The following is a 21,557-nucleotide window of genomic DNA, read 5'->3' on the forward strand; positions in this document are numbered from 1 at the left end:
CGCACATGAACGCACCCGTCTCCCACATCGCGCTCGAGACCGTCGAGATCGACAACAGCGACGACCCGCTGTGGTACCGCGACGCGGTGATCTACCAGCTCAACGTCAAGGCCTTCTTCGACTCCAACAACGACGGCATGGGCGACTTCAAGGGCGTCACCGCCAAGCTCGACTACGTGAAGGAACTGGGCGTCAACACCATCTGGCTGATGCCCTTCTATCCCTCGCCGCTGCGCGACGACGGCTACGACATCTCCGAGTATGAGGACGTGCACCCGCAGTACGGCACGCTGGACGACTTCCGCGAGATGCTGGCCGAGGCCCACAAGCGCGGCCTGCGGGTGATCACGGAGCTGGTCATCAACCACACCTCCAGCGACCACCCGTGGTTCAAGGCCGCGCGGCTCGCGCCGCCGGGCTCGCCCGAGCGCAATTTCTACGTGTGGAGCGACACCGACCAGATCTACCAGGGCACGCGGATCATCTTCACCGACACCGAGACCTCCAACTGGACCTGGGATCCGGTGGCTAAGCAGTACTACTGGCACCGCTTCTTCAGCCACCAGCCCGACCTGAACTTCGACAACCCGGCGGTGATGGAGGCCATCTTCAGGACCATGCGCTTCTGGCTCGACATGGGCGTGGACGGCTTCCGGCTCGACGCCATTCCCTACCTTGTGGAGCGCGACGGCACCAGCAACGAGAACCTGCCGGAGACGCACGCGGTCATCAAGCGGCTGCGCGCGGCCATCGACGCGCAGTACAAGAACCGCTTTCTCCTGGCCGAGGCCAACATGTGGCCCGAGGATGTGCGCGAGTACTTCGGCGATGGCGACGAGTGCCACATGGCCTACCACTTCCCGCTGATGCCGCGCATGTACATGGCCATCGCGCAGGAAGACCGGCACCCGATCGTCGAGATCATGGCGCAGACGCCCGATATTCCCGAGGGCTGCCAGTGGGCCATCTTCCTGCGCAACCACGACGAGCTCACGCTGGAGATGGTCACCAGCAAGGAGCGCGACTACATGTACACCATGTACGCGGCCGACATGCGCGCGCGCATCAACCTGGGCATCCGCCGGCGCCTGGCGCCGCTGATGGAGAACGACCTGGACCGCGTGAAGCTCATGAACGGCATGCTGCTGTCGATGCCGGGCTCGCCCATCATCTACTACGGCGACGAGATCGGCATGGGCGACAACGTGTTCGTGGGCGACCGCAACGGCGTGCGCACGCCGATGCAATGGAACCCCGACCGCAACGCCGGCTTCTCGCGCGCCGACCCGCAGCGCCTGTACCTGCAGCCGATCATGGACCCGCTGTATGGCTACGAGGCGCTCAACGTGGAGACGCAGGCGCGCGACAGCAGCTCGCTGCTGAACTGGACCAAGCGCATGCTCGCGGTGCGCAAGACCAGCCACGCCTTCGGCCGGGGCCGCCGGCGCTTTCTCAAGCCCGGCAACCGCAAGATCCTCGCGTACCTGAGCGAGTACGACAGCGACGTGATCCTGACCGTGTTCAACCTCTCGCGCGCGGCACAGCCGGTGGAGCTGGACCTGTCGGAGTTCAAGGGCTTCGTGCCCATCGAGATGCTGGGGCGCTCGCCTTTTCCGCCCATCGGCGAGCTGCCGTACCTGCTCACGCTGGCCTCGTACGGCTTCTACTGGTTCAAGCTGACCGCCGAGGCCGATGCGCCCAGCTGGCACCAGGAGGGCGTGGCGCTGCAGGAATGGCCCACCCTGGTGCTCTTCGACGGCTGGACCAGCTTCTTCCGCGACCGCGTGATGCCGTGGCGCATCGGCATGTCGGAGCGCATGCGCAACCAGTTCGAGCTGGAGACGCTGCCGCGCCACATCGAGATCCAGCGCTGGTACGCCTCCAAGGGCACGACCATCCAGCGCGCGCGGCTGGCCGACCACGCCGTGTGGGAGGCGAACGGCCTGAGCTGGATGCTGCCGCTGCTCGAACTCGACGGCCCGCCCGGTGGCGCCACCTATTTCATGCCGCTCGCGCTGGCGTGGGAAGAACGCGACGAGGAGCGCATGGCCGGCGTGGCGCAGGCCGCGCTCGCCAAGGTGCGCCAGCAGGCGCAGGTCGGGCTCATGGGCGATGCCTTCTACGACGAGGCCTTCTGCCGCGAACTGGTGCGCGCCATCCGCAGCGCAGCCGAGCTGCCGACCGCGAACGGCCGGCTGGTCTTCAAGCCCACGGCCGCCTTCGCCGAGACCATGGCGGACATCGACGCGCTGCCCTTCGGCCGGCCCAGCGGGGTGAGCAGCAACACGGTGGTGACGCTGGGCGAGACGCTCTTCCTCAAGGGCTACCGCCACGTGCGCGAGGGCATCAACCCCGAGCTGGAGATGGGCCGCTTCCTCACCGAGGTGGCGCACTACCCCAACTGCGTGCCGGTGCTGGGCGCACTCGAATACATGGCCGCCGACGGTCGCACGATGACGCTCGCGATGGTGCAGCGCTACGTGGCCAACCAGGGCGACGGCTGGGACTACACGCTCGGCTACCTGGAGCGCTTCCTGCGCGACGTGGCCACGTCGGACGGCGACGCGCCGGAGGTGGCGGAGGTGCACGGCGGCTTCCTCGCGCTGATGGCCACCCTGGGCCGGCGCACCGCCGAGCTGCACGAGGCGCTGGCCGCCCGCACCGGCGCGGCGGCCTTCGACCCCGAGCCGCTCACGGCCGCCGATGCCACCGGCTTCAAGACACGGGCCACGGCCGACGCGGCCGCCACGCTGGAGCTGCTGCGCGAGCGCTTCGAGCTGCTGCCACCGGCCGCGCAGGCCGATGCACGCACGCTGCTGGACGCCGGCGCGGCGCTGCGCGCCAGCATCGAGGCGAAGCGCCCCGCGGAAGGCGGCGGCATCAGCAGCCGCTACCACGGCGACTACCACCTCGGCCAGGTGCTGGTGAAGGACAACGACTTCGTCATCATCGACTTCGAGGGCGAGCCCGCGCGCAGCTTCGACGAGCGCCGCATGAAGGGTTCGCCGCTGCGCGACGTGGCGGGCATGCTGCGTTCCTTCAACTATGCGCGCTGGTCGGCGCTGCGCCGCGTGGCCCAGAGCCCGCAGGAGGCCGAGCGCCTCGCCGGCCCGGCCATCGCCTGGGAGCAGGCCACGCGTGACGCCTTCCTTGCCGGCTACGGCCTCGCGCTCGATGGCGAGCTTCTTGCTCTCTTCGAGCTGGAGAAGGCGCTCTACGAGCTGCGCTACGAACTCGGCAACCGCCTCGACTGGGTACAGGTACCGCTGCACGGCGTGCTCGCGCTGGTGCGGCCGGGGCGCGGCTGAACCCGGGCCAACCTGGCGAAATCAAGGGAACTCCACCATGGAAAACTTCGGCATTCACCTGGAGCCGCTACGCGCCATTCTTTATCAGGTCGGCGCCTTCATTCCCCGGCTGCTGGTCGCGCTGGTGGTCGTGCTCGTCGGCTGGCTCGTGGCCAAGGCGGTGCGCTTCGCGGTGACGAAGGCGCTGCGCGCCATCAACTTCAACGTGCTGACCGAGCGCGCCGGCCTCGACAACTTCCTGCGCCAGGGCGGCCTGGCGGGCGACACCAGCAGCCTGTTCGGCGTGCTCGCGTACTGGCTGGTGATCCTCGCCTCGCTGCTCATCGCCTTCAACGGCATGGGGCTGAGCTACATCGCGGACCTGCTGGGGCGCATCGTCTGGTTCGTGCCGAACGTGTTCGTGGCGCTGCTGGTGCTGGCCTTCGGCTCGTACTTCGCGCGCTTCGTGGGCGACGCGGTGGCCAGCTATTTCCGGGGCGTGAAGATGCAGGACGCCGCGCTCTTCGCCAAGGCCGCGCAGTACGCGGTGATGGCTTTCGTGATCCTGATCGCGCTCGACCAGGTCAAGGTGGGCGGAGACATCGTGCGCGAGAGCTTCCTGGTGATCCTCGCGGGCGCGGTCTTCGCGCTGGCCCTGGCCTTCGGCCTGGCGGGCAAGGACTGGGCGAAATCCTGCATCGAACGCTGGTGGCCGAAGGAGGCCAGGGACGGCAGGGTGCCGCCTGCCATGCCCGCGCCACCGCCGCCTCCGCCACCCCCGACCGTCGTCGGCGGCACAGGTCTGTACCCGCGCCACGACAACGACCGCCCGCCGCGCTGAACGCGGCACAGCCCTTCAACCTACTGCCATCGGATGACATCCAGGAACGCCGCTACCCCCTCCATCACCGCCGTCTGGCCCGGGCGGCCTTACCCGCGCGGCGCCACCTGGGACGGGGAGGGCGTCAACTTCGCTCTCTTCTCGCAGCACGCCGAGAAGGTCGAGCTGTGCCTTTTCGACGATCGCGGCCGCCAGGAGCTGCAGCGCATTCCGCTGCGCGACCGCACTGATGGCGTGTGGCACTGCTACCTGCCCGAGGCGCGCCCCGGCCAGGCCTACGGCTACCGGGTGCACGGCCCCTACAAGCCGGAGGAGGGCCACCGCTTCAACGCCCACAAGCTGGTGCTCGACCCCTATGCGAAGGACCTGGTGGGCGAGCTGCGCTGGGGCGACGCGCTCTACGGCTACACGGTAGGCAGCAAGCGCGAAGACCTGTCGTTCGACCGCCGCGACAGCGCGCCGCTCATGCCCAAGGGCCGCGTGCTCGAAACGGCCTTCACCTGGGGTGACGACCGCCGGCCCATGATCCCCTGGCAGGACATGGTGATCTGCGAGATGCACGTGCGCGGCTTCACCATGACCCACCCCGACGTGCCGCCCGCGCTGCGCGGCACCTACGCGGCACTGGGCTGCGCGCCGGTGGTCGACTACCTCAAGCGGCTGGGCGTGACCACCGTCGAGCTGCTGCCGGTGCACGGCTTCCTCAACGACCGCCACCTGTCCGAGCGCGGCCTGCGCAACTACTGGGGCTACAACACGCTGGCCTTCTTCGCGCCCGAGATGCGCTACAGCGCCTCGGGCAAGGTGAAGGAGTTCAAGACCATGGTGAAGACGCTGCACTCGGCGGGCATCGAGGTGATCCTCGACGTGGTCTACAACCACACCTGCGAAGGCAACCAGCTCGGGCCCACGCTCTCGATGCGCGGCGTGGACAACGCCTCCTACTACATCGTCAACGGCGACAACCGCCGTTACTACGACGACTTCACCGGCTGCGGCAACACCGTCAACCTGGAGCATCCGCACGCGCTGCAGCTGGTGATGGATTCGCTGCGCTACTGGGCGGAGGAAATGCACGTCGACGGCTTTCGCTTCGACCTGGCCTCGGCGCTGGCGCGCGAGTCGGGCAAGGTGGAGAACCTCGGGGGCTTCTTCGATGCCATCGGGCAAGACCCGACGCTCAACCGCGTGAAGCTCATCGCCGAGCCTTGGGACCTGGGGCACGGCGGCTACCAGGTGGGCAACTTCCCGCCCGGCTGGGCCGAATGGAACGACCGCTACCGCGACGGCCTGCGCGGATTCTGGAAAGGCGACGGCGGCCTGCTCGGCGAGCTGGCCCGGCGCATCACCGGCTCGGAAGATCTCTATGGCTGGTCGGGCAAGCAGCCCACCGCCAGCATCAACTTCGTGACCGCGCACGACGGCTTCACGCTGCACGACCTGGTCTCGTACAACGACAAGCACAACGAGGCCAACGGCGAGGACAACCGCGACGGCAGCAGCAACAACGTCTCGTGGAACTGCGGCGCCGAGGGGCCGACCGACGATGCGGAAGTGCTGGCCCTGCGCGAGCGCCAGAAGCGCAACCTGCTGGCCACGCTGCTGCTGTCGCAGGGTGTGCCGATGCTGCTGGCGGGCGACGAACGCGGCCACACGCAGCAGGGCAACAACAACGTCTATTGCCAGGACAACGAACTCGGCTGGCTCGACTGGACGCCCACGCCCGAGCGGCTCGCGCTCGTGACCTTCGTCGAACGGATGGTCGCGCTGCGCCGCGCGCACCCCTCGTTCCGGCGCCGCACCTTCTTCGCGGGCCGGCCGGCGGAGGTGGAGACAGTGACAGACGTGCACTGGCTCAGGCCCGACGGCGCCGAGATGCGCCCCGAGGACTGGAACGACGCCAACGCGCGCTGCATCGCGATGTACATCCCCGGCGGCGGCATCGTCGACCGGGGCCCGCGCGGCGAGGCGCAGCTCGACGACGACTTCATCGTGCTGTTCAACGCCCACCACGACGAGATCGCCTTCACGCTGCCGGCGGCGCCGCATGGCGCATGGCGGTTGCTGGTCGACACCGCGAACACCGCGCCTCCGCTGACCACCGAGGACGCGGCCGCGCATGCGCCTGCATGGAGCGAGCCCGCCTATCCGCTGCAATGCCGCTCGCTCGTGGTGCTGAGCCGGCCGGACGTGCGGCCATGACCACGAAACAGCACCGCACCAGGGCAAAGAGGATCCGATGAGCACCCACGCACACACCATGCCCTTCGGCGCCACCGCGCAGGCGCAGGGCGTGGATTTCGCCCTCTGGGCACCTTCGGCCGAGGCCGTGGTGCTGGAGCACCGCGCCGCGGCAAGCGGTTGCGCCGCCGTCACGCTGCCCATGGAGCGCGACGCCCACGGCTGGCACCGGCTGACGGTGCCGAAGGCAGGCCAGGGCGACAGCTACGGCTTCCGCCTGCCCGACGGCACCCGCGTGCCCGACCCGGCCTCGCGCTTCAACCCCGAGGACGTGCACGGCCCGAGCGTGGTGATCGACCCGCGCCGCTTCGAATGGACCGACGATGCATGGCGCGGCCGCGCGTGGGAGGAAGCGGTTGTCTACGAACTGCACGTGGGCACCTTCACCGACGAAGGCACGTTCCGGGCCGCGCGGCAGCGGCTGGAGGAGCTCGCCGAGCTCGGCATCACCGCCATCGAGCTGATGCCGCTCGCCGACTTTCCGGGGCGCCGCAACTGGGGCTACGACGGCGTGCTGCCATTCGCGCCCGATGCCTCGTACGGCACGCCCGACGATCTCAAGGCACTGATCGACGCGGCGCACTCGATGGGCCTGATGGTGCTGCTCGATGTGGTCTACAACCACTTCGGCCCGGAAGGCAACTACCTGCACGCCTGCTGCCCCGAGTTCTTCAACCAGGGGCACCAGACGCCCTGGGGCCCGGCCATCAACTTCGACGGGCCGGCATCGCGCACGGTGCGCGACTTCTTCATCCACAACGCCTGCTACTGGATCGAGGAATTCCGCTTCGACGGCCTGCGCATGGACGCGATCCACGCCATCCACGACGAGACGCGGCCGCACATCGTGCAGGAGATCCGCCAGGCGCTCGACGACGGGCCGGCCCGGGGCCGCCACGTGCACCTGGTGCTGGAGAACGACGCCAACCAGGCCTCGATGCTGATGCGCGACGGCCGGGGCATTCCGGTGGCGGGCACCGCGCAGTGGAACGACGACCTCCACCATGCCGCGCACGTGCTGGCCACCGGCGAACGCGACGGCTACTACGCCGACTATGCAGGCGACCCGGTCTCCAGCTTCGCCTGCGCGCTGGCGGAAGGCTTCGTCTACCAGGGGCAGCCCTCGGCCTTCCGGCACGGCGAGCGCCGGGGCGAACCGAGCACGCGGCTGCCGCAGCAGGCCTTCGTCTCGTTCCTGCAGACGCACGACCAGGTGGGCAACCGCGCCTTCGGCGAACGCATCCACGCGCTCGGCGACCCGGTGCTGGTGCGCGCCGCGATGGCCTGCCTGCTGCTGTCGCCGCATGTGCCGATGTTCTTCATGGGCGACGAATTCGCGGCTTCGACGCCGTTCCTGTACTTCTGCGACTTCGGCCCGGAGCTTGCGAGCGCCGTTGCCGAGGGGCGGCGCTCCGAGTTCGGCGGCTTCGCGGCATTCGCCGACGAAGCGGCGCGAGCGCGCATTCCCGATCCGAACGCCGAATCCACTTTTCTCGCCTCGAAGCTGCGCTGGCGGGAGCGCGGCACGCGCGCGCACTTCGAGCGGCTGTGCGAGGTGCGGCAACTGCTGGAGATTCGGCATCGGCTGATCGTGCCCCGGCTTGCGGGCATGAGCGCCGCAGGCGTCTACCGCTGCGAGAACGGTACGCTGCAGGTGGCGTGGGATCTCGGAGCGCCCGGCACTCGGCTGCACCTGCTGGCGCACTTCGGCGATGGGCCCGTGGCGGGCTTGGCTGCGCCGCCCGGCAAGACGATCCACAGCGAAGGCGCTGCCGTCCAAGAGGTCGCGATGCGCCTGGAGCGCGGCGCCGTGCACGTGATGCTGGAGGATCCGCCGGGTGTCGTATGAAGCAAGCCCGCCGCCGATCGCCGTCACCGATGAACTCGCGCGCCTGTGCGGGCACCACGGCATCGCCACCGGCTATTTCGACGCATTCGGACGGCGCCGAGAAGTTGGCGCGCGCAGCCTGATCGCGCTGCTGGCCGAGTTCGGCGTGCGGCTCGGCGATGTGGCGGAAGCCGGCCCCGCGCTCGAAGCAGCACGGCAGGCGGATCATGCCGGGTCGCTGCCGCCGGTTGTGGTCGTACAGGTACCGGCGACCGGATGGCCGGTGCGGCTGCGGATTGCGCCTTCGATGAGGCGCGTGCGCTGGCAGATCAGCGACGAGTGCGGGACCGTGCTGGAAGGCGAGGGCGACGTGGGTGCCGAAGAAGCGACGCCTGGCGAGCGCATCCTGCAGATGCCTGTCGCGCTCGAAGCCGGCTACTATCGGCTGCGCGTCGAAGGCCTGCCCGGCGAGACGCTGGTGCTGGCCACGCCGGGCCATTGCTACCGCCCGCCGGCCGTGCAGGACGCAGGCCGCGTGTGGGGCGTGGCCGTGCAGCTCTACGGCCTGCGCTCGCCGCGCAACTGGGGCATCGGCGATTTCGGCGATCTGGAGGACCTGGCCGTGCGAGTGGCGGGGCAGGGCGCCGATCTCATCGGACTCAATCCGCTGCATGCGCTGTTCGCGGGCACGCCGGAACATGCCAGCCCGTACAGCCCGTCGTCGCGGCAGCAACTCAACGTGCTCTGCATCGACGTCGAGGCGGTCGATGGCTTCCCGGACTGCGCGGCCGCGCGGGAAAAGGTCGGCTCGCCGGATTTCCAGCAGCGCCTGGCCATGCTGCGCGCCGCGCCGCTGGTCGACTACGCCGGCGTGGCCGCGGCGAAGTTCGAGGTGCTGGAGCTGCTGTTCGCGCATTTCTGCGAGCGCCACCTGCCGCCTGAAGGCGAGCCCGATGAAGCGGGCAGGGCCTTCCTTGACTTCGTCGCCCGGCGCGGCGAAGCCTTGCGGCGGCATGCCGTGTTCGAGACCTTGCGCGCTCACTTCCTTTCCACCGACAACGGTTCGGGAGACTGGCATTCATGGCCGGCCGCATGGCGCGACCCGGAATCCGCCGAAGTCGCTGCGTTTGCACGGGTGCATGCGGGGAGGGTGCGCTTTCACCAGTACCTGCAATGGGTGGCCGACCGGCAGCTCTCGCACGTCGCGGCGCGCTGCCGCGTACTCGGCATGGGCGTGGGCCTCTACACGGACCTGGCGGTATCCGTCGATCGCGCGGGCTCCGATGCCTGGTCCTTCCAGCATGGCTTTGCCGAGAACGCCAGCATCGGCGCGCCACCGGACGAGTTCAACCCGGCCGGCCAGCGCTGGGGGCTGCCGCCGCTGAGGCCCGGCGGCCTGCGCACCGACGGCTATCGCTTCTTCATCGAGACGCTGCGCGCCAGCATGCGCGGCGCGGGCGCCCTGCGCATCGACCATGCGATGGGACTGATGCGGCTGTTCTGGATTCCACCGGGGTGCGGCGCGGCCGAGGGCGCGTACGTCTACTACCCGCTGGAGGAGATGCTCGCCATCGTTGCGATCGAAAGCCACCGGCAGCGCTGCATGGTGGTGGGCGAGGATCTCGGCACCGTCGAGGACGCGGTGCGCGAAGGACTCGCGCGCGCGGACGTGCTCTCGTACCGGCTGCTCTATTTCGAACAGCGGCAGGGCGGCGGCTTCAAGGCCCCTGCCGATTACCCGCCGGGCGCGCTGGTCGCGATCAGCACGCACGACCTGGCAACCTTCGCGGGCTGGTGGACGGCCGCCGATCTGCGCGAGCGGCTGGCGCTGAGCCTGTTTCCCGATCCGGCGATCTTCGACAAGCAGCTGGCGGACCGCATGCGCGAGCGCGTCGAGCTGATGCAGTCGCTGCAGCATGCGGGCCTGCTGTCGCGCGAGGAAATGGCGGAGGCGGCCGGCCTTGCGATGCCTTCGCAGCGCCTGGTGGAGGCGGCGCATGCCTTCCTGGCCCGCACGCCGTCGGCGCTGATGATGGTGCAGCTGGAAGACGTGGCCGGCACTGTCGAGCAGGCCAACATGCCGGGCACTGTCGACGAACACCCCAACTGGCGCCGCAAGCTGGCGCAGCCGGTCGCGGCGCTGGCGCAGAGCGATCGGATGCACGGCCTGGCGCGCCTGCTGCGCGAGGAAAGGCCACGACAGCCTCGGAATGAAGCGCCAGCCGGCCTGCGGGCGCGCATTCCACGCGCCACCTACAGATTGCAGTTCCACAAGGACTTCGGCTTCGACGACGCGATCCGCGTGCTGCCGTACCTCGCGAAGCTGGGCGTGAGCCATGTCTATTGCTCGCCGATACAGCGCGCCCGCCCGGGCAGCACGCACGGCTACGACGTGGTCGCGCATGCGGAGATCAACCCCGAACTGGGCGGCGCCGAAGGCTTCGCGCGCTTCGTCGCCGCGCTGAAGGCCAACGGCCTCGGGCAGCTTCTGGACATGGTGCCCAACCACATGGGCGTGTTCGGCGCCGACAACGCATGGTGGATGGACGTGCTGGAAAACGGCCCGGCCTCGCTTTTCGCCCAGCACTTCGACATCGACTGGCAGCCGCTGAACCCCGAGCTGGCCGGCAAGGTGCTGCTGCCGGTGCTGGGCGGGCACTACGGCGAGACGCTGGACGGCGGCGAGCTGGTCTTGCGCTTCGAGGAAGCGGCGGGCGGCTTCGCCGTCCGCTATTTCGAGCATCGCTTTCCGCTGGCGCCCGAGACTTATCCGGTGGTGCTGGAACGCGCGCTCGAGCGGCTGGGCGATGCGGATGCGGCGCACCGGCTGGCGAGCCTTTCCACGGCCTTCGGTCGCCTTCCCGGGCGCGAGCTGGCATCGCCGCACGAGCAGGCCGAGCGAGTTCGCGACAAGGAGCTCTTCAAGGCCCGCCTCGCGGAGCTGGCGCGCAGCGAGCCCATGGTGGCCCATGCGCTCGCTGCAGCAGTGGCGGATTTCAATCTGGCCTCGGCGCAAGCCCGCGATGCGCTGCACCGGCTGATCGAGGCGCAGGCGTATCGGCTCGCGCACTGGCGGGTGGCGGCCGACGAGATCAACTACCGGCGCTTCTTCGACATCAACGATCTTGCCGGCGTGCGCATGGAACGCGACGAGGTGTTCGAGGCCACGCAGTCGTTCGCGCTGGATCTGGCGGCTTCGGGCGTGGTGGACGGCCTGCGCATCGACCATCCGGACGGGCTCTACGACCCCGCGGACTACTTCCGCAAGCTCCAGGAAGGCTATGCGCGCCGCGCCGGACTGGCGCTGCCGACGCACGACACGCAGGGCCGGCCCGCGCGGCCGCTCTACGTGGTTGCCGAGAAGATCGCCGCGGCGCACGAGGAAGTTCCCCACAGCTGGCATGTGCATGGCACCACCGGCTACCGGTTCGCGAACGTGGCCAACGGCGTGCTGGTCGACACGGCCGGCAGGGATCGCATGCTGCACGCCTGGCAGCGCTTCACAGGCGTGGCGGAAGACTTCGCCTCGATCTGCCGCGAAGGCCGGCGCGAGGTGATGCGCAATGCGTTGTCGTCGGAGCTCAATGTGCTGTCCGGCGAACTGCTTCGCATCGCCCGGGCGGACCGAGGCACGCGCGACTACACGCTCAATGCGCTGCGCCGGGCCTTGTCTGGCGTTTGCGCCTGCATGACTGTCTATCGCACCTACATCGTCGGCGAGCCGTCCGGGCAGGACGGACGCTTCATCGACGAGGCCGTGGCCGAAGCCGCTCGGCGCAGCGGCGAGGCCGATCTGTCGGTGTTCGAGTTCGTGCGTGGAGCGCTGAGTGGGGCGCTGAGTGGAGCGCTGAGTAGGGCGCTGCGTGGCGAGCCATCCACTGCAGCCCACCCCGCGCTCGCCGAACGGGTGCGCCGCTTCGCGATGCGTTTCCAGCAGTTCAGTGCGCCGGTGGCGGCCAAGGGCGTGGAAGACACGGCGTTCTATCGCTACTTTCCGCTGAGCTCGCTCAACGAGGTGGGCGGCGAGCCGGATCTTTTCGGTATCGAGGTCGGGCAGTTCCACGCGCTTTCCGCCGATCGCGCACTTCACTGGCCGCACACCATGCTCGCAACATCGACGCACGACAACAAGCGCGCGGAGGACGTCCGCAACCGGATCGACGTGCTCTCGGAAATTCCCGACGAGTGGATGCGCGCGCTGGCACGCTGGCACGGCAAGTGCCGCGGCACGCGCGCGAATCTGCCGGGCGGCGAATCGCCGTCGCGTGCCGATGAATACCTGCTCTACCAGACGCTGCTGGGCACGCTGCCACCGGGCGGGCTCGACGCGGATGCGCTGCCGGACTACACCCAGCGCATCTGCCAGTACATGCGAAAGGCCGCGCGCGAAGCCAAGCTGAGCACGCGCTGGACGCAGCCCGACGAGGAGTACGAATCGGCGCTGGAACATTTCGTGCACGAGATATTGGCTCCGGCCGGCAACGGGGAGGAGGGCGAGTGCCTGCGGGACATCCGGCAGCTGTCGGACCGGCTGGCGACGATCGGTGCGTGGAACAGTCTCACGCTGATGCTGCTGAAGTACGCCTCGCCGGGCGTGCCCGATCTCTATCAGGGCAGCGAGCTGATTGCGCTGAGCCTCGTGGATCCGGACAACCGGCGGCCGGTGGACTATGCGCTGCGCCAGCGGCTGCTCGACGAACTGGACGGAATGGCCGGCGAGGACGGCCTTGCCCGCCGGGTCCGCGCGATGGCCGCGTCGCCGCACGATGGGCGGGCGAAGCTCTGGTTCATCTGGCGGCTTCTGACCCTGCGACGGGCGCAGCCGCTGCTGTTTGGAGAAGGCAGCTACGAACCGCTGACTGTCGAGGGGCCACTGGCGCGGCATGTAGTCGCATTCGCGCGGCGGCATGGCGAGCAGGCGGTGCTGGTCCTGGCTGGCCGGCTGTTCGCGTCATTTTCAGGCGATGCCGCAAGACCGACGCTGCCGGAATCGGCGAAATGGAACGGCACGACGATCCGTCTGCCGGACGGCCTCGACGCGGGGCCCATGCGAAACCTGCTGACAGGAGAGGTCGTTTCCGCCACGGACCGGCTGCAGCTGAGCGAGACATTCAGCGCAATGCCCTGGGCGGCACTGGTTCCCGAGGGCGCATTCCGCTGACTCGGGACCTCCAGGCACCGTGCGGGCAACTATCCCGGCGGCTTGGCCCTCAAGGGCTTGTGCGAGAACAGTTCCTCGCACAGCGTGCGCAGCCAGCGGCTGGCAGGATCCTGGTGGTAGCGGACGTGCCAGTGCTGTTTGACGGTGAACGGCGGCACTCGCACCGGACAACCGTGGACCTTCAAGGCGCTCCCACTTGAACTGGCGAGCGTCTCGCCGATATGACGCGGCACGGTTGCGATCAGGTCGGTCGTGGACACGACAGCCGCAAGGCCAAGGAACCCCGGCAACTCCAGCAGGACGCGCCGCCCGATCTTTTGTCGCTGCAGTGCAGCCTCCAGCAGCAAGGCACCAGTGCCCCCAACGATGCCGATATGGGCCTCGGCCTTGTATTCGCGCAGGCCCAATCCCTTGAGGCCGATGCGAGGGTGACGCGCGTTCACGAGGCACACCCAGTCCTGAGGGTAGAGAACCTGCTGGTAGAACCCCGATTCGAGCTGGGGCACAAGGCCGATCGCGAGGTCCGCCTCGCCGGATTGCAGCGCCTGTCCGGTTTGCTCGTCGATTCGCGCGGCCTCCAGGCGAACGCCGGGCGCGACCGCGCGCACATGCGCGAGCAGGCGCGGCAGCAGGGTGATGTGGCTGGCATCCGTCATGCAGATGCGAAAGCGCCGTGTCGCAACCGACGGATCGAAGGCTTCGGCGGGCGCGGCCACTCGGCGCAGTGCGGCCAGGGCTTCCCGCACCGGCACGATCAGCTCCTGCGCGCGCGGGGTCGGCTGCATGCCGGTGGTGGTGCGAACGAAAAGCTCGTCGCCCAGCTGCCGGCGCAGTCGTCCGAGCCAGTTGCTCACGGTCGGCTGGCTCTGGCCCATCGCCTCGCCGGCCCGCGTCACGCTGTTCGTGCTGTAGAGCAGCTCGAACAGGCGCAGCAGCTTGATGCTGGGAAGGGACGCGTCGCCTTCGATGTCGTCGTCAGTGTCCAAACCGGGTCTCCATTTCAAATTGGAATGTAGATCATTGCAGCCATGCCATGGGCAGCATGATCCTTGGAACCTATCTTCGGGGTCATTCCGAACGAAGGCTCACATGAAGATCTACTTTCTCGGCGCCGGCGCACTGGGTTGCGCCATCGGCGGGACCCTTGCGGCAGCGGGGTCCGATGTCACACTGATCGACCCCTTCCAGGCCCACGTCGATGCGATCAATCGCGACGGGCTGCGCATGAAGGTCGGCGATTCGGAGCGCACCGTCCGGGTCCGCGCGGCGCTCGACAGCACGAGGCTCGAGGCCCCGGACCTCATCGTCGTGCTGGTCAAGTCCTTCCACACGCGTGCAGCCATCGAAGGGGCACGAAACATCGTGGGGCCCGACACGGCCGTGATGTCGCTGCAGAACGGCATGGGGCATGAGGAAATCCTCTCGGAAGTGGTGGGGGCCGGGCATGTGCTCGCCGGCAAGACCTACGTCGGCGGCGTGATGCTCGCTCCGGGTCATGTCATTGCCGGCACGCAGGGCAAGCGCACGGTGATCGGCGAGATCGACGGCCGCGTCAGCGAACGCGCCAGGGCGATCGCCGCGGAGTTCGAGCGCGCCGAGCTGCCTTGCGAGGTCAGCGGCAACATCCTCGGCGCGATGTGGGACAAGCTCCTGATCAACGTCGCGACCGGTGCACTGAGCGGCATCACCGGCCAGGTCTACGGAAGCCTCTACGCGGTGCCGGAGATCGAAGCCACGGCCATCGCCGCGGTGGCCGAAGCGATGGCGGTTGCCGAGGCCAGCGGGGCGAAGCTGTCGATCAAGGCGCCGCGCGACGCCTGGCTGATGGCTGCCGAGGGCCTGCCCTACGAATTCAAGACCTCGATGCTGCAGAGCCTGGAGAAGGGCTCGATCACCGAGATCGACTTCATCAACGGCGCCGTGGTGCGCGTGGGCCGCAAATACGGCATGCCGACGCCCGTCAACCAGACGCTGGTCGCAGCGATCAAGGGCATCGAACGGCGCATGGAGGCGAAATGAACACCCGGGCCATACCGAAAGCCTACGTCGAGCACGTCGCCATCTGGGTGCGCGACATCCATTGGCATATCAAGTTCTTCCACGACGTGTGCGGCATGACCATGCGGGAAGTGCAGGGCACCGTCGAAGAGCCCATCCAGTACTGGACGCTCGGGGGCATGCAGTTCATGGCCAGGCCCGATCACGACGGCCCCGAAGGTCGGCTGGGCCACCTCGGCGTGATGTGCGAAGACCTCGAGGCCGCACTGGCCGCCGCAAAGGCCTTCGGCGTCACCGAGATGCCCCAGGGCCGCAACTGGCTGCGCCTGCCCGATGGCCTGGCCGTCGAATTCATCCAGGCCAGCCCCGGCGCCGTGGCCAAGGCGCTGGCGATCGATCCCCGCGCCTGAACCCTGTCCGTACCCGAGACCCCGACATGAACACACTCACCATCGAAGACAAGTACTGGGACGACGCCGTCGTCGGCGAGGAATGCATCAGCCCGCCGTACGAAGTGACGGAAGCCCGCGTGATGGCCTACGCCGACCTCACGGGCGACCACACGCCCGTGCACACCGACGAGGCCTACGCCCGCACCACGCCTTTCGGCACCCGTGTGGCCCACGGCCTGTTCGGCCTCTCGATCGCAGACGGCCTCAAGACAAGGAGCGACATGCGCTTCATGCCCGGCATGTCGCTGGGCTGGGAATGGAGCTTCGTGGCGCCCATCAAGCTCGGCGACACGGTGCGGGTGAGGTTCCGCGTCGAGTCCAAGCGCGAATCGAAGAGCAAGCCTGGCTGGGGCATCCTGGTGCTGCCGTCCGAACTGATCAACCAGCGCGACGAAGTCGTGCAGAAGGGCGAGCATCGCGTGATGGTGCCCAGGAGGCCGGCATGAACGCGGCGGCACGGCAGGCATTGCCCCTGGCGGGAATCCGCGTCATCGACTACAGCCATTTTCTTGCCGGTCCCTATGTGGGCCGCTGCCTGGCCGCGCTGGGCGCCGAAGTCATCAAGGTGGAGCGCCCCGGCTCCGGCGATGCCGGCCGGCAGCACGCCTGGTTCGTCGGCGACCACAGCGGCTACTTCCTGCAGCAGAACATGGGCAAGAAGGGCCTGTCGGTCAACACCAAGGACCCGCGTGGCCGCGCGCTGATGAAGAAGCTGGTCGACAGCGCCGACGTGTTCGTCGAGAACTACCGCCCCGGCGCGCTGGACAAGCTGGGCCTGGGCTACGCGGAACTGGCCGAGACCAACCCGGGCCTCGTCTACTGCTCGATCTCCGCATACGGCCATACCGGACCGGACTCGCACCGCGCCGGCTTCGGCCTGATTGCTGAAGCCAAGAGCGGCATCATGCAGATGGTGGGCAATCCCGGCGAGGCGCCGCCTCTGCTGCGTATATCGCTCGGCGACATGTACACCGGCATCCACGCCGTGGCGGCGATCAACGCCGCGCTGCTGGGCCGCGTGAAGTCGGGCCGCGGACAGCACATCGACATGGCGCTGTACGACACGCTGGTGTCGATGCACGAATACGCGGTGCAGTGCTACACGCTCTCGGGCGGCAAGGAGGTACCGGTGCAGACCGGCCACGACATGCCCAATTCGACCCTGTACGGCGTGTTCCGCGCACAGGACGGCGACCTGGTCATCGCCGCGCAGGTCGACGATGCATGGAAGCGCTTCGCCGCGCTCGTCGAGCAGAACGGCGGACCGGCGGGTTTCGGAGGCGACACGCGCCTGCACGCAGCGGCCGGGCGCAACGCAAACCGCCTGGAAATCCTCGAAGTGGTCCGCCCTTGGGTGGCACAGCGACCCGTGGCCGAGATACTGAAGATGCTGGACGGCATCGACGTGCCCTGTGCCAAGGTGCAGCGCATCGACGAAGTGCTGGCCGACCCGCAGATCCAGGCGCGCGGCATGGTGGTGGAGCAGGAGCACCCGGTGCTGGGCAACATCCGCTTGCCCAATCTGCCCTTCCGCATGTCGGGCTGCGACACCTCGATCACGCAGGTGGCGCCGGAGCTCGGCGAGCACAACGCCGAGATCGCCGCGAGCCTGGGCTACGACGCCGCCCAGATCGCCGAGATGCAGGCCGACGGCGTCCTCTACAGCGCATGAGGAGGAGGGCAGCATGACAGACCGCTACGCCGTCATCGGCAATCCCATCGGCCACACCAAGTCGCCGCTGATCCACGGCAGCTTTGCGCGAGCGACCGGCCAGGACATCGAATACGGCGCCATCGAAGGCTCGCTCGAGCGCTTCGCGGACGACGTGCACGCGTTTCGCAAGGCGGGCGGGCTCGGCCTGAACGTGACGGCGCCATTCAAGCTGCAGGCGCTGGCCCTGGCGACCGAACGGCTGGAGCGTGCCGAACTGGCCGGTGCCACCAACGCGCTCAAGTTCGAAGGCGACCGCATCCTTGCCGACAACTTCGATGGCGTGGGTTTGACCAGGGACATCCAGAGCAACCTGGGTTTCTCTCTCAAGGGCGCGCGCATGCTGGTGCTCGGTTCGGGCGGTGCGGTGCGCGGAGCCCTGTTGCCCTTCCTCGCGCAAGAGCCGGCCGAACTGGTGCTCGCGAACAGGACCTTGCCGAAGGCGGTCGACCTCGCCGAGCAGTTCGCAGGGCATGGCCCCGTGCGCGCCTGCGCCTATGCAGACCTGGCTAGGGAGCGCTTCGACATCGTCATCAACGGCACCTCGGCCAGCCTCAAGGCCGAGCTGCCACCTGTGCCGGCGCAGACCTTCCAGAACGCCAGGCTCGCCTACGAACTGGCGTACGGCAAGGGCCTGACGCCATTCCTGCGGCTGGCCCAGAACGCCGGTGTCCCCAAGCTCGCCGACGGCGTGGGCATGCTGGTCGAGCAGGCGGCCGAAGCCTTCCTGTGGTGGCGCGGCGTGCGGCCCGACACCCGTGCAGTCATCGAGCGCATGACCATCCCGCTGGTCTGAGGCCGCGACAAGAAGGAGAGACCCGATGAAGATCCTCATGCTCCACGGCATCAACCACAACATGTTCGGCAAGCGCGATCCGAAGCAATACGGCAACACGACGCTCGCCGAGATCGACGCGAAGCTGCAGGCGCTGGGCAAGGAGCTGAGCGCGGAGGTCGAGAGCTTCCAGACCAACAGCGAAAGCGCCATGTGCGAGCGCATCCACCAGGGCTTCGTCGATGGCGTCGATGCGGTCCTGATCAACGCCGGCGCATGGACGCATTACAGCTACGGCATCAGGGACGCGCTGGCAATCCTCACGGTGCCGGTGGTCGAACTGCACATGTCGAACATCCATGCGCGCGAGGAGTTCCGGCATCACTCGGTGTTCGCGGACATCGTGAAGGGCCAGATCTGCGGCTTCGGCCTGGACAGCTACCTGCTCGCCTTGCGTGCTGCCGTGTCGGCGGTGCGAGGCGCCGGCTAGCGAGAAGCAAGCTGCGCGAGCCCGCCCCGGCGATGCCCGGCGACGACGAGGCGGGGTCGCAGCGAGATAGCCGTGCCGCCTGCGAAACATGAGGCGGTCGGCGGCGGAAAACCGGGCTCGACAGCGACCCGGACGAAGACCATTTCGCATCCAGCGAAAGCATCGGCATCACTGCGTCTTCGAGATGGAATGAACGCAAGCAAGTTGCAGTGCTTCCGGTCATTCCGAAAATGAAATTCAGCCGCTCATTTTCAGAGGCAATTCAACGCTCGTTGCCGCCTCTTTACAGGTCACACTGATCGGGCTTGCCGTGTCGCGCGGTCGATGCGGTGCCGGCATGGCCGGAGGCAGTGACATTCAATGTCGTTTCGCCGGCGTCTCATGTGACAACGAATGTCACTTCTTGCCACTGCGTGTCTCTCGCAACGCGCTCAATGCATCCATCGGTTTTACCGATTTCATTTCGTCTACCCATCGAAGCGAATGGCATGCACTTTGCAGAAGCATTTATTTACACATTCCGATAAATGACCCATCCCACGAACGACGACAAAGACGCCGGCCTGCTGGATCGCCGCACCTTCTTCATCGGCACCGCGAGTGCAATCGCCCTGGGCACGACGGCTTGCGGTGGAGGAAGCGGGGGCAGCAGTTTCTCGCCCATAGGTGGGGCGGCCGCGCAGCAGACATCTGCTGCGGTCGCCGGTGTCGATTCCCCCACTACCCCCGATAGCCCTGCACTCGAGCCGACGACCCCCGAGCCCACAGTGCACAAGATCGTGCACCCCGGCCTGCTCGTTACGGAAGACGATCTGCAGCGCATCCGCGACAAGCTGGCCGCCAAGGCGGAGCCATGGGTGGGCGGCTTGAACATGATGCTCAGGGCGAACACCACCGGCCTCGATGCGAAGCCGCGCCCCCTGGCGCTGGTGACGCGCGGCGTCGATGGCGAGAACTACGGGCAGATGGTCGGCGACATGGTGCGCGCCCTTCATTACGCGCTGCGCTGGAAGATTTCGAACGACGAGAGCTACGCGAAGAAGGCGGTGGAGTTCCTCAATGCATGGTCGTCGACCTTGACCGAGTTGGGCGGCAATTCGAACGTCTACCTGGCCTCGGGCCTTTACGGCAACCAGTGGGCCAACGCCGCGGAACTGATGCGGACCTACTCCGGCTGGGCGAAGGAAGACGTTGCCCGCTTCCAGACCATGCTGATGAACGTGTTCTACCCGAAGGCCCATGACTTTCTTGTCAACCACAACGGCACGGAGACCAGAAAGGTCACCCACTACTGGGCCAACTGGGACCTGGCCAACATCTGCGCCGTCTACGCGATCGGCGTGTTCTGCGACCGGCCCGACCTGGTCGCCGAGGCTAGCAACTATTACAAGAGCGGCCGCGGCAACGGTACGAGTGCCGGCAGCGTCTACTTCGTGCACCCTGGTTACCTCGGGCAATGGCAGGAGAGCCATCGCGACCAGGGCCACTCGACCCTCGGCATCTCGCTGGCCGGGATGCTGTGCCAGATGGCCTGGAACCAGGGCGAGGACCTCTTCGGCTACTGGAACAACCGGCTGCTGGCCGGCGCCGAGTACGTGGCCAAGACGAACCTCGCGGATGCGAACGGCAATGCCCTGTTCACGATGCCGTTCGCTCCCTACAACGGCGTCTTCGGACCGGCGACCGCTGCTGCGGGCACGAACAGCCTGCGGCCCAACTGGGACCTCATCTACAGCCACTATGTGAGCCGCAAGGGACTCTCGGCACCCTGGACCAAGGCGATGCTCGACAAGATCCGGCCCGAGCGCGTCGACGGCGGCGACCAGCCGGGCATCGGCACGCTGCTCTATGCGCGCGATCCGGTCCCTGCCGCAAAGCCCAGCGGCCTGAGCGCATTCCTGAACAACGCAAAGGTGCAGCTGTCCTGGTGGGGCACGGCGGGCGCTTCCCAATACCTCGTGCAGAGGGCTGCTTCACCGAACGGTCCGTTCACGACCCTTGCGCCCGTCACCGATCCACGCACCTACACCGACGATGCCGACGAGGGCACCTGGTACTACCGCATCGATGCGGTGACCGACGCCGGCGAGATCACCGGTGCGGATACCTTGCGCGTGGCGGTTCCCGGCGAGCTGTGGCTGCACCTGCCGCTCAACGGCAATGCCAACGACGCCAGCGGCCGCGGCCTGAACGCGCAGTTGAAGGGCGGTACGAGCTGGGGCGAAGGGCGCAACGGCGGAAGCGCCGTGCAACTCGATGGTCGCAGCGGCCACGTCCAGTTGCCCGACGGGGCCGTGTCGGCCCTGGGCGATTTCACGGCGGCGGTGTGGGTCTACTGGGATGCCTCGGTGGTCAATACGCGCATCTTCGACTTCGGCTCCAACGACGTGGCCTACATCTCGCTGATTCCTCGCGACGGCAACGGCAAGCTGCGTTTTTCGGGCTCGCGCAACCAGTTCTGGAACGAGGAGTCCGTGACGACCGACGTGCTGCCCACGCAGCGCTGGGTGCATGTGGCGGTCACGCTTTCAGGCACCGTGGGCATGCTCTACGTGGACGGCACGCAGGTCGCGACCGCGGACGGCATCTGGATCAATCCCTTCCAGCTGGGCCGCACGACGCAGACCTGGCTGGGCCGCTCCCAATACGGCGGCGACCCGTACTTCAAGGGCCGCATGCAGGACTTCCGCATCTACAGCGGCGCGCAGGACGCGGCCTTCATCGCGAACCTCGCCCGCTGAGCGCCATCGGGCAGCCGCGCTGCCCGGACAAC

The 21,557-nt window shown here is 67.9% G+C and carries 13 protein-coding genes; 12 read left to right on the plus strand and 1 reads right to left on the minus strand.

The annotated features are described in order from the left end of the window. Positions 1-5: 5 nt before the first annotated feature. From treS to EJP67_RS04325, 5 genes are read left to right on the plus strand one after another with little or no spacing between them, the layout of a single operon-like run. Positions 6-3,308: a maltose alpha-D-glucosyltransferase gene (gene treS / locus EJP67_RS04305; RefSeq protein ID WP_126019777.1), complete on the plus strand. Its 3,303-nt coding sequence runs from the start codon at positions 6-8 to the stop codon at positions 3,306-3,308. A gap of 37 nt (positions 3,309-3,345) precedes the next feature. After that, a complete protein-coding gene (locus EJP67_RS04310) occupies positions 3,346-4,128 on the plus strand; it encodes a mechanosensitive ion channel family protein (RefSeq protein ID WP_126019779.1) in 783 nt (260 codons plus the stop codon). Positions 4,129-4,161: 33 nt separating this feature from the next. Then, the gene (gene glgX / locus EJP67_RS04315) at positions 4,162-6,330 is read left to right on the plus strand and encodes a glycogen debranching protein GlgX (RefSeq protein ID WP_126019781.1); all 2,169 of its coding nucleotides are present in this window, start codon (positions 4,162-4,164) and stop codon (positions 6,328-6,330) included. Positions 6,331-6,367: 37 nt separating this feature from the next. Further along, the gene (gene treZ / locus EJP67_RS04320) at positions 6,368-8,218 is read left to right on the plus strand and encodes a malto-oligosyltrehalose trehalohydrolase (RefSeq protein WP_126019783.1); all 1,851 of its coding nucleotides are present in this window, start codon (positions 6,368-6,370) and stop codon (positions 8,216-8,218) included. After that, entirely contained in the window at positions 8,208-13,358 is a 5,151-nt protein-coding gene (locus tag EJP67_RS04325) for a malto-oligosyltrehalose synthase (protein WP_240650489.1), read from the plus strand. Before treZ ends, EJP67_RS04325 begins: the two co-directional genes overlap by 11 nt. 29 nt (positions 13,359-13,387) lie before the next feature. On the opposite strand, the gene EJP67_RS04330 is transcribed toward EJP67_RS04325, so the two are convergent. After that, positions 13,388-14,344, minus strand: a complete 957-nt coding sequence (locus EJP67_RS04330; protein WP_126019786.1) for a LysR family transcriptional regulator — start codon at positions 14,342-14,344, stop codon at positions 13,388-13,390. Between the two features lie 103 nt (positions 14,345-14,447). Between EJP67_RS04330 and EJP67_RS04335 the strand changes: the two genes are divergently transcribed. The 7 genes from EJP67_RS04335 to EJP67_RS04365 all read left to right on the plus strand — a co-directional run bounded on the left by EJP67_RS04335 (position 14,448) and on the right by EJP67_RS04365 (position 21,525). Next, positions 14,448-15,377, plus strand: a complete 930-nt coding sequence (locus EJP67_RS04335) for a ketopantoate reductase family protein (protein WP_126019788.1) — start codon at positions 14,448-14,450, stop codon at positions 15,375-15,377. Further along, on the plus strand, positions 15,374-15,766 hold the full coding sequence (locus EJP67_RS04340) for a VOC family protein (RefSeq protein WP_126019790.1): 393 nt from the start codon (positions 15,374-15,376) through the stop codon (positions 15,764-15,766). The genes EJP67_RS04335 and EJP67_RS04340 overlap by 4 nt, the downstream gene beginning before the upstream one ends. A 26-nt stretch (positions 15,767-15,792) precedes the next feature. Next, positions 15,793-16,254 (plus strand): MaoC family dehydratase, encoded by a 462-nt coding sequence (locus tag EJP67_RS04345; RefSeq protein ID WP_126019792.1) that lies wholly within the window; start codon positions 15,793-15,795, stop codon positions 16,252-16,254. Continuing rightward, entirely contained in the window at positions 16,251-17,480 is a 1,230-nt protein-coding gene (locus tag EJP67_RS04350; RefSeq protein ID WP_126019794.1) for a CaiB/BaiF CoA transferase family protein, read from the plus strand. Before EJP67_RS04345 ends, EJP67_RS04350 begins: the two co-directional genes overlap by 4 nt. A 13-nt stretch (positions 17,481-17,493) precedes the next feature. After that, on the plus strand, positions 17,494-18,315 hold the full coding sequence (aroE, locus tag EJP67_RS04355; protein ID WP_126019796.1) for a shikimate dehydrogenase: 822 nt from the start codon (positions 17,494-17,496) through the stop codon (positions 18,313-18,315). A gap of 25 nt (positions 18,316-18,340) precedes the next feature. Further along, on the plus strand, positions 18,341-18,784 hold the full coding sequence (aroQ, locus tag EJP67_RS04360; RefSeq protein ID WP_126019798.1) for a type II 3-dehydroquinate dehydratase: 444 nt from the start codon (positions 18,341-18,343) through the stop codon (positions 18,782-18,784). 527 nt (positions 18,785-19,311) lie between these two features. Then, positions 19,312-21,525 (plus strand): LamG-like jellyroll fold domain-containing protein, encoded by a 2,214-nt coding sequence (locus EJP67_RS04365; protein ID WP_126019800.1) that lies wholly within the window; start codon positions 19,312-19,314, stop codon positions 21,523-21,525. The last annotated feature ends 32 nt before the right edge of the window (positions 21,526-21,557 follow it).

Source organism: Variovorax guangxiensis, assembly GCF_003952165.1.
GTDB lineage: Bacteria > Pseudomonadota > Gammaproteobacteria > Burkholderiales > Burkholderiaceae_C > Variovorax > Variovorax guangxiensis.